Genomic DNA, 13,850 nt, shown 5'->3' with positions numbered 1-13,850 from the left:
GCGATGGTCGTGACACCGGTGGTGGAGTGCGCGCTGCGGGAGGTTGCCTACTGGGCACACCCCGCGGAGCACACGGTCACGGTCCGGTGCGCGGTCGTCGCGGAGACGGGATCGGCGGAGGGATACGGCACCGCCGACACCGAGCGGCTCGCGCGGCTGAAGGCCTTCTCCGAGGCCGTCGAGCGCCTGCTCGCGTGCACCCCGTTCGCCCTGGTCGCCCGCTCGTCGACCACCCGCGCCGCGGTGACGTCCACACAGGACGGAATGCGGTCCGCCCCGCCGGGCGCGAGGTTGCGCCGATACCGCGGCATGGACGGGAACGTCGACCGCGACGTCCCGCTGTTCTGGTCGTCACCGTGGTTCTCGGGCGCCGAGCTGTCCGAGGGCGTGCTCACGCCCCCGGTCGCCCGGCTGTCGAGCACCATCGGCTGGGCCGTCGCGGGCACCGAGGCCGAAGCGCTGCGCGGCGCGGTCCTGGAGCTGACCGAGCTGCTGGACTACGGCGCGTTCCTGCTCCGGTCCCTGGAGGGCTCGCCCGACGGGCGCGCGCCCGACCCGGCCGAGGACGACACCACCGAGACCACCACGATCTCCTTCGTCGGCCGCACCCCCGTGGTGCTGGCCGTCTCCCGCACCGCGGGCAGGCTCATGCCCGCCACCGGCCTCGGCGCGGCGGCCACGGTCGCCGAAGCCACCGAACGGGCCGAGCTGGAACTGGCGCAGGCGGCGACGATGTGGCGGGACAACCCCACCAACGCCGCCGCGGAGCGGTACTTCCTGCGCCGGTTCGAGCGTTGGCCGTTGCTGCTGCGGTGCGCCACGCTCGACTTCGACCCGGCCGGGTCCACCGCCGATGGCCCGCCTTCCTCCCCCCGGGCGGAACTCGCGGCGGCGGGCGTGCGGCTCTGGGCCGATACCGGGGCGCTGCGGGTCAGCACACCGGGCTCCGACCCCATCCGGCTGCACTTCGCACACGTCGTGTCCCGACCCCAGCCGCTCCTGGGCCTTGTCCGCGCAGGCATTCCCGTCTTCGACGCGGGGGAAGTGAGGAAGACCCTTGACCACCGAGCACCTGGAACAGGACCTGCTGACCGCCGCCTTGCTGGGCGGGGCGCAACGCGATGACGTCCCGCCCGAGCGGGAGACCACCATCGGCTCCGCGCTCACCGCGGTGCGCGACTGGCTCGACGCCGAGCGACTGACGCCGCTGATCAGCAAGTACGGCCCCGACACCGCCCCCACCTACGAGGTGCAGCTGCGCGACGCCGACGGCACGCTGTGCTCGCGCAGCTCGGGCAAGGGCCTGGGCCACCGCAGCCTGGCCAGCGCCTTGTTCGAGAGCGCGGAGCACTACCACCTGGACTGGCGGCGCGAGCCGAACGCGGGGACCGCGCGGTTCCTGCCCGGCGCCGAGGTGGCGGGGCAGCCCACCGCCCGCCGCTCCGCGCTGCTGCGCAGGCTCGGCGGCATCATGCCCGACGCGCCGGTGCTCACCCGCGAGTACGTGCCGATCGGCACCGCCTTCGGCGAGGAGGGCGGCACCCCGCACAACCAGCCGGTGTTCCTGCGCGACGGCGGCTACCGCAACTGGCCGCACCCCGAGGACGACCTGGCGTTCCGCCCGCTGTGGCACTACACCTCCAGCGCGGGCTACGCCGCGGGCACCACGCTGTTCGAGGCGCTGGTGCACGCGGTCAACGAGCTCATCGAGCGCGACGCCTGGTCCTGCCAGCTCGCCCGCACCTACTTCGGCACCGGCGAGAAGGACCTGGTGGTGGTCGACCCGGCCACCCTGACCGAGGACTTGGCCGCCCTGTGCGCCGAGGTCGAGCAGCTGACCGGGGCGTCGGTGCTCATCGTCGACATCACCTGCGAGAGCGGCGTCCCCGCCTACGTGGTGTGCGACGGCGCGGCCGACGAGCCGATCCGGCTGATCGGCAGCGGCGCCTCCCCAGTGCGCCACTACGCGCTGCAGCGCGGCCTGCTGGAGTACCTGCAGGTGCGCACGATGTTCCAGCACGGCCCGGTCGACGCCGACACCGAGGCCACGCAGATCCACGCCGCGCTGGCCAACTACCCGCGCCACCTCGCCGCCGCCCGCTTCGACGTCCGCGACCTGCCGCGGCGCACCGTCGCCTTCGACCCGGCCGACGGGCTGTCCCAGCAGGCCGCGCCGGAGGAGCTGCTGCGCCACCTGGTCGGCCGCCTCGCCGCGATCGGGGTGGACGTGTTCTACCGGGAGCTGGCCCGCCCGGGCGGCATCACCGTCGTCGACGCGGTCGCACCCGGCCTGGAGCTGCTGGACAAGGCGCGCGCGGGCTACCCCGTGCTGCCCACCGGCCGCCTCGGCGAGGGCCTGCCTGCCGGGGGAGGGGCGAAGGCATGAAGCTCGTCCTCGTCGCGCCGCCGTGGAACAGCCTCTACCGCCCGTCGATCCAGGTCGCGTCGCTGGCCGCGCTGGCCGCCAAGTCCCCCGGCGGGCCCGCCCGCTGCGAGTACGCCTACCTGGACTGGTTCGAGTTCGCGGTCAAGGCGCTGGACTGCGAGCCGGAGCGGTTCACCGCCGTGTACGACACCATCAGCGAGGAGCTCTACGGGCTCGGCGTCGGTGACTGGGTCTTCGGCGCCGGGCTGGCCGCGGTGTCCGGCGAGGACGAGGCCGCCATCCGCGCCGAGTACGGCACCTTCCTGCGCGAGCGCGGCACCTCCGACGAACTCGTCGAGCACGTGCTCGCGATGCGCGAGGCCGCCGGGGAGTTCCTGGCCGAATACACCGGCAAGCTGCTGGCGACCGGGGCGCAGGTCTTCGGCTTCACCACCTCTTTCAGCCAGCTCGTGCCCGCCCTGGCCATCGCCAAGGCCATCAAGGACCGCGCGCCGGAGAAGGTCGTCGTCCTCGGCGGCGCCAACTGCGACCAGCCGATGGGCGAGGCGGTCATGCGCGCGTACCCGTTCGTCGACATGGTCGTGCAGGGCGAGGGTGAGGCCGCGGTGGCCGCGCTCTGCGCCGCCGACGGCCCCGGCGAGCAGATCACCGCCCCAGGCCTGGTGACCCGCGGCGACGCCGGGCTGCTTGTGTCCCCCGCGGTCGTGCAGTCGGTCGAGGCCGTCCCGGTGCCCCGCTACGGCGAGTACTTCCGCAGGTTGCGCGAGCTGCCGTGGAGCGAGCTGATCCGGCCGCACGTCGCGCTGCCGTTCCAGATGTCGCGCGGCTGCTGGTGGGGCGAGAAGATGCACTGCACGTTCTGCGGTGAGAACGGCAGCGGTATGCCTTACCGCAGCAAGCCGGGCAAGCAGCTGGTGCACACCCTGCGCGAGCTGACCGAGACCCATGGTGTGTTCGACACCTACGCCGTGGACACCATCCTGGCCAAGGACGACAACGGCCTCGCCGAGCTGGCCGAGGCCGAGGTCGACGTCACCACCTTCTTCGAGGTCAAGGCCAACCTCAGCCCCAAGGCCCTGGCCCAGCTGCGGGCCGCGGGCGTGATGACGGTGCAGCCGGGCATCGAGAGCCTGAGCACCGGGTCGCTGAAGCTGCTGCGCAAGGGCGCCACCGGGTTCCACAACCTGCGGTTCCTGGTGCTGTGCCAGGAGCTGGGCATCGAGGTCGGCTGGAACCTGCTCTCGGCCATGCCCGGCGAGCGGGCCGAGATGCTCATCGAGCAGCTGCGCCTGATCCCGTTCCTGTCGCACCTGCAGCCACCCTCGACGGTCAGCAAGGTCCGCGTCGACCGCTACAGCCCCTACTTCGTGGACCCCGACGAGTTCGGCATCGACCTGGTGGGCCCCGAGGCCAAGTACCGGTTCGTGCACCCCGCCGCGGACGCCGACCGGGCGGAACTGGCCTACTCGTTCGACCACGTCGAGCGCGAGGCGCCCACCGACGGGGAGACCATGCTGGCGCTGCGGCGCAGGCTGGGCGCGCGCGTGGGGCTGTGGAAGAAGCTGCACGGCCAGTCCCGGTTCACCTACCGCTTCGGGCCCTCGATCACCGTCGTGTTCGACCACCGCCCCCACCTCGGTGAGGGCAGGCAGGTGCTGCGCGGCTGGCGCCACGAGCTGTTCCGCGGGTTCGTGCACGGCGGCCGGGTCAACCAGGCCGTCGCGACGGCCATCGCGGCCGGGGGCCCGCAGGACGAGGTCCACGCGGAGCTGGCGGAGTGGACCCGCCGCGGTTGGGTATACGTGGAGGCCCCGCACGGGCTCGTCCTGGCCGTCCACGACAGCGGACGCGACGAGTTGGGCCGCGCGGTGGCCCTGGGAGGCCGCAGTGCGACGTCCTGACCGTTCCCTGGAGCCCTTCGAGACCACCTCCGCCGACGGGACCCGGCTGCGCGGCGTGCGCCGCCCGGGGGCGGGCGAGACCGTCGTCTTGGTGCACGGCGTCGCGATGGACTCGCGGGTGTGGGCGGACTCCGGCTTCTTCGACGCCCTGCCGGACGCCGACCTGCTCGCCCTGGACCTGCGCGGGCGCGGTGCGAGCCAGCGGGTGGGCGACCCCGGCAGGCACGGCATCGCCTCCCACGTCGAGGATGTGCGGGCGGTGATGGACCTGTTCCCGCGCGATCGCCACCACGTCTTCGGCGTGTACTTCGGTGGCCGCACCGCCCTGCAGGTCGCCGCCGCCGACCCACGGGTGTCCATCGCGTACTCGTTCTGCGCGCACGCCGAGGCCGTCGAGCTGCCCGAGGGCGCGGTGGAGGAGGAGGCGAACGCCATCGAGACCCAGGGCGAGCGCTACCTCACCGAGCACTTCCGCAAGGTCGGCGCGCCGGACTGGATGGTGCGGGCCTGCACGCGGGTCGACATCCCCGAGCTGGCCGCGGTCACCCGCGGTCTGCACCACGGATCAGCCCGCGGGGTCGAACACCGCCACCCCGGACAGGAGCTGGTCATGATCACCGCCGCGGGCGATGCCGAGCTGGCCGTCTTCGCCGAGGGGGAGCGCCGCCTGGGCGCCCGCCTCTGGCTGGTCGAGAGCCCGACGCGCGTCACGGCGGCGCACCGCTTGGCCGAGGTCGGCGCGCGCGTCGCCGAGGACCTCGCCGCGCGGGCGGGGACGGGGGCGCGGTGAAGCCCAGCGAGGACGCCCAGTGGCGGTTGCGCGTCGGCTTGCTACCCGAGGGCGACCCGCTCGCCGAGGCACTGCGGGCGCTGGCCTCCCGGCCCCGCACCCACCACGTGCCCGGCGTCGCGCTGGTCGATCCCGCCACCGGGCGGGCGGGGCAGGTGACCGACCTGACCGTCACCGACGGCCGGGTCTCCACCACGCCCCGCCCACCCGCGGCCGGCCAGCCGCTCTGGTATGCCGTGCCGGGGTTCGTCGACGCGCACGTGCACGTGTCCTCCGCGGGCGACCTCGTCGGGCTGATCACCCACGGCATCACCGGCTACCGGCAGATGTGGGGCGAGCCCGCCCACCGCTACACCGCGGGCGTGCACCGCGCCCGCACCGCCGTGGTCCCCCGGGCGTGGGTGAGTACGGCGGTTGTCGACGGCCCGCGCACCCACGTGCCCGGCGGGGCGATGGTGGTCGATGACGAGCGCTCCGTCGACCACGTCCTCAACGAGGCCCTCGGCTTCGCCTTCGACGGCATCAAGATCTACGACGACCTGGAGCGCCCCCGCTTCGACGATGTCGTCGCCGCAGCGGACCGGGTGGGGCTGCCCGTGGTCGGGCACGTCCCCGAGCGGGTGCCGCTGGCCCACGCGCGTACGGCGATGTGGTCCACCGAGCACCTCTACGGCCTGGTGCCCAACATCTTCCGGCTCCCCGCGGACCGCCGCTGGCCGGTGTTGGCCCAAGCGCTCGACGGGCTCGCCCCGGACGCAGTCGCGGGCTTCGCCGACCGCTTCGTCTGCCCGACCCTGGTCACCTGGCGGGCGCTGACCGGCGAGCGCCGCTGGACCCGCCCCTCGGGCGCGGCCTTGGCCCTGGCCGACGCGGGCCGCGGCCTGGCCTGGAAGGTGGCCGCCCGCGAGGCGCTGAGCCTCGACCGCGACGAGGTCGGGGCGCGTGGCGCGCTCATCGACCGCCTCGGCGACGTGGCGCTCGCCCTGCACGAGGCGGGCGCGCGGCTGCTGGTTGGCACCGACTGTGGCAACCCGTTCGTGGTCGCGGGCCCCTCCTTCCACAAGGAGCTGGCGGAGCTGTCCCGTGCGGGCCTGGCACTGCCCGCGTTGCTGACCGCGGCGACCACGCAGGCGCGCGCGGCCATGCGGCTGCCGGAGACCACCGACGACCTCGTGCTCTACCGCACGCCGCCCGCGACCGTCGCCGACCTGGCGCGTCCGGACGCCGTGCTGGTCGACGGCGTGCTGCTCGACGCCGACGACCTCGACGATCTGTGGGAGCTGCGGCTGACCACGGCGGGCCTGGACGCGCGGTCCTGGCCGCGTGGTGCCCTGGACCCCGCCCCCACCGTGCGACGGGAGAAGGAGAAAAGTGGTGCAGGTTGACGGATGCCCGGTCACCGGAGTGCGGAACTCCGTGGGCTTCGAGTTCTTCGCCGCGCCGGAGCAGTATCGGCAGGCGGCGGCCGAGCACGCCCGCGACGGCGCGTTCCACAGCTCGAGCGGCGACGGCTTCTGGGTGCTCTCGACCTACGAGGCCATCTGCGCGGCGTTCCGCGACGAGGACGCGTTCAGCGTGTCCAGGGTCAGCGCCGCCGAGGGCGCCGAGGACGAGCGCTGGATTCCGCTGACCATCCAGGGCCAGGCCCACCACGAGTGGCGCAAGCACCTGGCCTCCTGGTTCACCCCGCAGCGCGCCCGCGACCTCACCCCGGCCATCCGGGAGAACGCCCGCCGCCGCATCGCCGCCTTCGCCGACCGCGGCGCGGTGTCGTTCTCCGACGAGTTCGCCCGGCCCTACGTGCTGGAGAACCTGATGCTGGCCGTCGGGTGGCCGGTCGAGGACCTCGACCTGCTGCTGGCCATCAACGTCGCCATGATCCGCTCCCGGGAGGCGCCCGACCCGCGCGCCGCCTTCAACGGCGAGACCGCCATGCCCGCGCTGCAGAAGTACGTCGCCGCGCACGTCAAGCGACGCCGCGCCGAACCGGTCGCCCGCGACCTGACCAGCGCCACCTTCGGCTGGGAGGTCGGCGGCGAGCCGATCAGCGATGCCGACCGGGCCTCACTGCTGGCCGTGCTGTTCTTGGCCGGGGTCGACTCCACCGTCAACCACATGGCCAACGCCCTCCAGCACCTGGCCACCACCCCGGCCGACCGACTGCGGTTCCTCGACGAGCCCGAAGTGCGGCCCGCGGCACTGGAGGAGTTCCTGCGGGTCAACTCCTGCATGTACCCGGGCCGGTTGGTGGCCAAGGAGAACGTGGCCGCGTCGGCGGAGCCGGGGGAGACGGTGCTGCTGCCGCTCGCCCTGGCCAACTACGACCCCGAGGTGTTCCCCGACCCCCGGCGCGTCGACTTCGACCGCGAGCACAACCCGCACATCGCCTTCGGCACCGGCCACCACCAGTGCCTCGGCGCGGCGTACGCCCGCGCGCAGATCCTCACCGCGTGGGAGGAGTGGCACGCGCGGATCCCGCAGTACCGCCTGGCGGACCCGGCGGACGCGCGTTTCCTGCGCAACGTCTACGACCTGCGCATCGTGTGGTGATGGGCCCATGACCGACAGCAGCCGCGCCACGCTCGTCTCCATGCCGTGGAACAACGTGTACCGGCCCTCGATCCAGATCGGCACCCTGCGCGCGGTGGCCGAGGCCGAGGGCTGGGCGGTGACCTCCGACTACGCCTACCTCAGCTTCTACTCCCTGGGGCTGCAGATGCTCGGGATGTCGCCCGCGCAGTGGGCGGCTGCATACGAGCGGGTATCGGAAGGGCTGTACCACCTGTCGGTGGGCGACTGGATCTACGCCCGCAGGGACGCCGACGCCGACGAGTGCGCCGAGTACTACGCCATGCTGCGCGCCAAGGGCATCTCCGACGACGAGGTGGCGCTGGTCTCCGCGCTGCGCCCCATCGCCGACCGGCACGTGGCGGAGACCGCGACGGGGCTGCTGGCGCAGGAGCCCGACGTCATCGGGTTCACCACGACGTTCAGCCAGAACGGCCCTACCCTCGCGGTGGCGCAGCAGCTGCGCGACACCGGCTACACCGGCACCATCGTGCTCGGCGGCAGCAACTGCGAGGGCCCGATGGGCCGCACGATGCTGGCGAAGTTCCCCACCATCGACGCCGTGGTCGACGGCCCGGGGGAGGACGCCTTCGTCGCCCTGCTCAACCAGGTCGCCGCAGGCGGGCCGCTGGCGCCGGTCGGCAGGCTGGTCGTGCGCGGCGACGGCGAGCAGACCCAGCGCGCGCTGCCGAACCTGACCGACCCCAGCGAGCGGCTCAGCGTGCCCAGACCGAACTACGACGGGTTCTTCGAGCAGCTGCACGCCGTCGGGCTGGACCTGCTGGAGCCGGACATCACGCTGCCCGTGGAGTTCTCGCGCGGCTGCTGGTGGGGCGCGAAGACGCACTGCACCTTCTGCGGCCTCAACGGCGCGTCGATGGTCTACCGGTCCAAGCACCCGGACGCCGTCGCCGACGAGCTCAAGTACATGATGGACCGCTACGGCGTGCTCGACTTCTTCGCCGTGGACAACATCCTCGACCTCGGCTACCTCGACACCGCGCTGCCCGAGGTGGAGCGGATGAGCACCGACCACTCGCTGTTCTTCGAGGTCAAGGCGAACATGGACTGGGCGCAGATCCGCGCCGCGCGGCGGGCGGGCGTGCGATCGGTGCAGCCGGGCATCGAGAGCCTGAGCACCGAAGGGCTGCGGGCGCTGAAGAAGGGCGCGACGGCGTTCCAGAACGTGCGCTTCCTGCTGGGGTGCGCCGAGTACGGGGTGCTGCCGGTGTGGAACATCCTCACCGGGTACCCCGGGGAGACCCCGGCCTCGTTGCTGACCCAGCTGAACCTCGTGGCGTCGCTGACCCACCTGGAGCCGCCGGACGCGGACATCCTGGCCGTGCACTTCGACCGGTTCAGCCCGTACGTGGAGAAACCGGGGTCGTTCGGGCTGACGCTGTCCCGCCCGTTCCCGGGCTACCGCTTCGCCTACCCGGGGCTCTCCGAGCAGGAACTGTGGGACATCGCCTACCACTTCGAGGGCGACTTCGACGACGACGCCCGCAACGTGGAGCTGCGGACCCGGCTGGCGGCGCGGGTCCGGGTGTGGAAGGCCCACCACCGGCACGTGTCGTTCACCTACCGCCTGGGCTTCTCGTCGGTGGAGCTGTCCGACCGCCGCCCCGGGCTGCCCGCGGAGGACACCGTGCTCACCGGTGACGACGCGACGCTGTTCCGGGCGCTGATCGGCGGGACCCGCTTCCGCGACCTGCAGGCACAGGATTGGGGCGGCACCCGCTGGGAGCCGACGCTGGACCGGCTCCACGCCTGGCAGCGGCGGCGTTGGGTGATGATCGAGGGCACCAAGGTGATCGCGCTCGCCGTGCGGCACCAGCCCTCGACGTACCGCAGGCCGCCCACGTCCGGGACCCCGCGCCGGGCCCGCCCCACCGTCCCCGTCGAGCTGGCGCCACCCACCGTGCGCACCTGACCCAGCCGGGCGACGGCATCACCCGACCGAGCGTTGCTGCTAGGTTGGGAAGTCGATCAACGTACAGCCCCGACATGAGGTGACCCTTGTCTTCGACCGACCCCAGCGAGCACCCGCCATCCTGCGGCGACCTCGTCGGCCTGCTGGCCGAACCCGCGCGCCGCTCCGCCTTCGCCGCGCTCGTGCTGGGAACGGGCACGGCCGCCGCGGTCGCCGAGCGGACGGGCCTCAAGCCCAAGGAGGCCGTGCAGGCCCTGCGCAAGCTGGTCGACGGCAGGCTCGCCACCGAGGACGGCGGCACGTACACCCTGCTGGAGGAGACCTTCCGCAAGGCGATCCAGACCGAGGCACGCCTCACCGGCGGCGGCGGTGGCAGCGGTGGCGCGGGCGCGTACTTCCGCCGCGGCCGCCTCACCGCCATCCCGGGCGACGCGGAGGTCCGCGCCAAGGTGCTGGCCGTCGTCGCCGACGCCTTCACCCCCGGCGAGGTCTACTCCGAGGCCCGCGCCAACGCCCTGTGCGGCGAGTGGTTCGACGACTGGGTGACCCTGCGCCGTGCCCTGGTCGACGAGGACCTGCTCCGGCGCGACCAGGCGGGAAACGCCTACCAGCGGGCCTGACCCGTGTCCCCACCCCAGGCCGTGACCCTCACCGCCACCCCCGAGCCCGCGCGGGCGGACGTGGTGGCGCTCCCGTGGTTCCACGGCCCCCGTCCCGGCGACTTCGCCCTGCGGCGGGGCTTTACCGGGCGGCTGGGCCAGGTGGTGGCCGAGCCCGGGGACGACGGGCGGTCGGTGCGGCTCACCGTGGGCCTGGGGCGTGCGGAGACGGCGGACTCGGCGGCCTTCCGCAGGGCCGCCGCGGCGGCGGTGCGCCAAGCGGGCCCGGTCCCGGCCCTGCGGCTGGACCTGGCCTGGGGCGGACCGGCGGAGCGCGCCCGCGCGGTGGCCGAGGGGGCGGCGCTGGCGGCCTACCGCTACGACGAACACCGGTCCAGCCCCCGCTCCCCGCTGACCGAGATCATCATCCGCACCGAGCACGGCGAGGCGGTCGCCGAGGCGATCGCGATCACCGACGGCGTCCGCCTGGCGCGCGACCTGGTCAACGCGCCACCGAGCCACCTGACCCCCACCATCTTCGCCGAGCGCATGGCCGGGCTCCCCGGCGACCACGTGACGTGCACGGTGTACCCGGCGGACGCGCTGGCCGCCCTGGGCGCGTCCGCGCTGCTGGCCGTCGGCCGCGGCTCGGCGGAACCCCCCTGCCTGGTGGAGTTGAACTACACCCCACCCGGAGCCGAGCGCCTTGTGACCCTGGTCGGCAAGGGCGTCACCTTCGACTCCGGCGGCCTCACGCTCAAACCCGTCGACGGCATGCGCCGCATGAAGGCCGACATGGGCGGAGCCGCTGCCGTGGCGGGCGTCATGACCGCCGCGGCGGCGCTGGGGCTCCCCACCCGCCTGCGCGCCCTGCTCCCCTTGGCGGAGAACATGCCCGGCGGTGCCGCCATCCGCATCGGCGACGTCCTCCACCACGCCGACAGCACGACGACGGAAGTCCTCAACACCGACAACGAGGGTCGCCTCATCCTGGCCGACACGCTGTTGCTGGCCCAGAGCCCCACCCCCGACCACATCATCGACGTGGCCACCCTCACCGCCTCGGCCGCCCATGCCCTGGGAACCCGCACCGCCGCCCTCTTCTCCCCCAGCGACGCCCTGGCACGGGCACTCCTCACCGCCGCCCAGAACGCGGGCGAGCCCCTCTGGCGCCTCCCCCTGACTGAACAGGAACGCCACCACCTCCGCTCGACGATCGCCGACCGCACCAACAGCTCCCACCGCCCCGGTGACGCCATCCACGCCGCCCTCTACCTCAAGGAATTCACCGACGACACCATCCCTTGGGCCCACTTGGACTTGGGCGCCGCCGCCTACAACGAAGACCCGCCCTACAACGAAACCCCCCACGGCGCCACCGGCTTCGCCGTACGGACCCTTCTGGAACACCTCCGCGGTCAGGACCTCCAGGACGCGCGCTGAGCGGGTCAGCTGAGCCAACGGCCAGAATCGGTGCTGTGCGTGCAGTTCGGCGCGGGCGGCTGGGACGTACTCGGCCCGCGCCGCGCGGGCCAGCCCGTCGACGAGCCGCGTGTCGACCGGCCAGGCCGGGCCGGGCTTTGTGGTCCTGGCCCTCGTCGTTCTCGGCCACTCCGGGGCCCTTCCTGCTCGTCGTCTTGGTGGCCGGGTGTTCGTCGTCGGTGGGGGAGTGGCGGAGGTCGGCGGCGCGGAAGGTGCCCTCGGGGGCCAAGACCCCGCCGATGGCAATGGTGCGGCGCACCGAGCGGGGCGCGCGGACGGTCTTGGCGATTCGCGGGCCGGATCGTCGTGGTCAACCCGAACCGGGCCCGCCGAGAACGCTCGGCAGGCCCGGTGTCAGACGACGCGGCTCAGCCGCCCACCTCGGAGCGGGCCGCGGCGCGGATGATGACGTCGCGCTCGGTGCTGGTGATGACGTTGTCGGCGACCAGTCCGCGGGTGACCCGTTTGACGTGGTTGACGAAGGCGTTGTGACTGGCGAACTCACCGTCGGCGTCGATGAGGTCGTTGATGGTGCAGCCGTTGCCGGAGTCGGTGTTCTCCACGCCGGTGTCGATGTGGCCGATGACGACCGTCGCGCGGGTGTCGGAGTCCGGGCAGCGGTCGCCGACCTGCTCGACGACGGTGAACGCCGCGGCGGCCTCCGGTGAGGTGTTGCCCGCGGCGTCGGTCGCCCGGTAGCGCACGGTGTGGCGGCCCGCGGCGCCGACGACGACCGGCCCGGTGTAGGGCAGCCAGTCACCCGCGAGGGCGTACTCCACCGACTCGACGCCGGAATGCGCGTCCCGCGCGGTGATGGTGACGGTCGCGCTGTCCACGAACTGCCAGCTGGAGTTCAGGTTCCCGGTCACCGCGACCGACACCTCGGGCGGCATCGTGTCCTCATTGGACGGTTCGACCACGGTGAACGAGACGGTCGCCTCCGCCGAGGTGTTGCCCGCGAGGTCGCTCGCCCGGTACCGCACGGCGTGCTCGCCGACCGCGCTGACCGGGACCGGCGCGGTGTAGGCGGTCCACGCGCCGCCGTCGAGGGCGTACTCCACCAGGTCGACGCCCGACCCGGCGTCCTCGGCGGCCACCGTCACGGTCGCGGTGCCCACGTAGGCCCCGCCGCCGTCACGCTCCCCCTCGACGGTCGCGGTGACGGTCGGCGGGGTGGTGTCGTCGGCGGCCTCGACCACGGTGAAGGAGACCACCCCCACCTCGGAGGTGTTGCCCGCGTTGTCGGTGGCCCGGTGGTGCACCATGTGCGCGCCGACCTCGGTGACCACGACCGGCTCGGTGTAGGCGGTCCAGGCCCCGCCGTGCAGTTGGTACTCGACGGTGTCCACACCGGACTGGGCGTCCTCGGCGGACAGGGTCACCATCGCGCTGCCGACGTAGGCGCCATCGGCGTCCCTCGTGCCGGAGACGACCGCGGTCACCGTCGGCGGGGTGGTGTCGTCGGAACCGGGCTCCACCACGGTGAACGGCACGGACGCGGTCTCGGAGACGTTGCCCGCCTCGTCGGTCGCCCGGTACTGCACGGTGTGGTCGCCGACCGCGGTCACCTCGACCGGCTCGGTGTAGGGCCGGAAGCCGGTGTCGTCCAGCTCGTACTCCACCGACGCGACGCCGGACTGCGCGTCCTCGGCGGCGACGGTCACCGTGGCGCTGCCGACGTAGTCCCCGTCGGCGTTCTGGTTGCCGGTGATCTCCGCGGTGACCGTGGGCGGGGTGGTGTCGTCGCCGCCGCCGTCGGTGACGGTGAACTCGCCGGACATCTGGCCGTGGCCGGGGATGGCGCAGAAGTAGCGGTACTTGCCCGGGGTGAGGGTCACCTGGGCCTCGTGCCTGCCCCCGTTCGCGTCGAGCGGGCCGGCCACGATGTTGAGGTTGACGTCGTGGTTGTAGCCCGGGGCGGAGGTGTCGAAGGTCAGGGTGTGGGTCATGCCGCTGGTGTTGCCGGTGGCCTCGCTGTTCTCGAAGACGATGGTGGTCACGCCCGCGACGGCGGTGGCCGGGGCGGTGCGGTACTTGGTGACGTCGTTGTCGGCCGTCCAGGTGAGCGCCTGGAGGGCGACCGGGTCCTCGGCCGCGGCGGGGACCGCCACCGGCCCGAGCACCAGGGCCGCGGCGCCGAGCGCGGCGAGCACGGATCGGATCATGGGTGCGCCTTTCGGGACGGGGCGGG

10 protein-coding genes are annotated in these 13,850 nt (G+C 73.3%); 9 read left to right on the top strand and 1 reads right to left on the bottom strand.

All coding sequences use genetic code 11. The annotated features are described in order from the left end of the window. Positions 1-3 precede the first annotated feature (3 nt). From ACTG9Q_RS31180 to ACTG9Q_RS31140, 9 genes are all read left to right on the top strand, one after another. Entirely contained in the window at positions 4-1,125 is a 1,122-nt protein-coding gene (locus ACTG9Q_RS31180; protein ID WP_455576538.1) for a hypothetical protein, read from the top strand. Further along, a complete protein-coding gene (locus ACTG9Q_RS31175) occupies positions 1,058-2,386 on the top strand; it encodes a YcaO-like family protein (RefSeq protein ID WP_455576537.1) in 1,329 nt (442 codons plus the stop codon). The genes ACTG9Q_RS31180 and ACTG9Q_RS31175 overlap by 68 nt, the downstream gene beginning before the upstream one ends. Then, positions 2,383-4,287: a RiPP maturation radical SAM C-methyltransferase gene (locus ACTG9Q_RS31170; RefSeq protein WP_455576536.1), complete on the top strand. Its 1,905-nt coding sequence runs from the start codon at positions 2,383-2,385 to the stop codon at positions 4,285-4,287. Before ACTG9Q_RS31175 ends, ACTG9Q_RS31170 begins: the two co-directional genes overlap by 4 nt. Next, positions 4,274-5,077, top strand: a complete 804-nt coding sequence (locus tag ACTG9Q_RS31165) for an alpha/beta fold hydrolase (RefSeq protein ID WP_455576535.1) — start codon at positions 4,274-4,276, stop codon at positions 5,075-5,077. The genes ACTG9Q_RS31170 and ACTG9Q_RS31165 overlap by 14 nt, the downstream gene beginning before the upstream one ends. Further along, positions 5,074-6,462 (top strand): hypothetical protein, encoded by a 1,389-nt coding sequence (locus ACTG9Q_RS31160; protein ID WP_455576534.1) that lies wholly within the window; start codon positions 5,074-5,076, stop codon positions 6,460-6,462. The genes ACTG9Q_RS31165 and ACTG9Q_RS31160 overlap by 4 nt, the downstream gene beginning before the upstream one ends. After that, positions 6,452-7,627, top strand: a complete 1,176-nt coding sequence (locus ACTG9Q_RS31155) for a cytochrome P450 (RefSeq protein WP_455576533.1) — start codon at positions 6,452-6,454, stop codon at positions 7,625-7,627. Before ACTG9Q_RS31160 ends, ACTG9Q_RS31155 begins: the two co-directional genes overlap by 11 nt. Positions 7,628-7,634: 7 nt before the next feature. Further along, complete coding sequence (locus ACTG9Q_RS31150) at positions 7,635-9,578, top strand: RiPP maturation radical SAM C-methyltransferase (protein ID WP_455576532.1); 1,944 nt, start codon at positions 7,635-7,637, stop codon at positions 9,576-9,578. 86 nt (positions 9,579-9,664) lie between these two features. Next, positions 9,665-10,198 carry a DUF2087 domain-containing protein gene (locus ACTG9Q_RS31145; RefSeq protein ID WP_455576531.1) on the top strand — a complete coding sequence of 178 codons (534 nt, stop codon included), beginning with the start codon at positions 9,665-9,667 and terminating at the stop codon, positions 10,196-10,198. Between the two features lie 21 nt (positions 10,199-10,219). After that, positions 10,220-11,620, top strand: a complete 1,401-nt coding sequence (locus ACTG9Q_RS31140; protein WP_455576530.1) for a leucyl aminopeptidase family protein — start codon at positions 10,220-10,222, stop codon at positions 11,618-11,620. A gap of 407 nt (positions 11,621-12,027) precedes the next feature. On the opposite strand, the gene ACTG9Q_RS31135 is transcribed toward ACTG9Q_RS31140, so the two are convergent. Further along, positions 12,028-13,824, bottom strand: a complete 1,797-nt coding sequence (locus ACTG9Q_RS31135; RefSeq protein WP_455576529.1) for a cupredoxin domain-containing protein — start codon at positions 13,822-13,824, stop codon at positions 12,028-12,030. Positions 13,825-13,850: the final 26 nt, after the last annotated feature.

The organism is Actinokineospora lacus, assembly GCF_053813445.1.
This window is presented reverse-complemented; position numbering and strand designations above follow the sequence as displayed.

What these genes read in the sequence shown, in the direction of transcription:
- ACTG9Q_RS31180 (WP_455576538.1), top strand. Translation starts at nt 4, where the DNA reads ATGGTCGTGACACCGGTGGTGGAGTGCGCGCTGCGGGAGGTTGCCTAC.
- ACTG9Q_RS31170 (WP_455576536.1), top strand. Translation starts at nt 2,383, where the DNA reads ATGAAGCTCGTCCTCGTCGCGCCGCCGTGGAACAGCCTCTACCGCCCG.
- ACTG9Q_RS31150 (WP_455576532.1), top strand. Translation starts at nt 7,635, where the DNA reads ATGACCGACAGCAGCCGCGCCACGCTCGTCTCCATGCCGTGGAACAAC.
- ACTG9Q_RS31135 (WP_455576529.1), bottom strand. Translation starts at nt 13,824, where the DNA reads ATGATCCGATCCGTGCTCGCCGCGCTCGGCGCCGCGGCCCTGGTGCTC.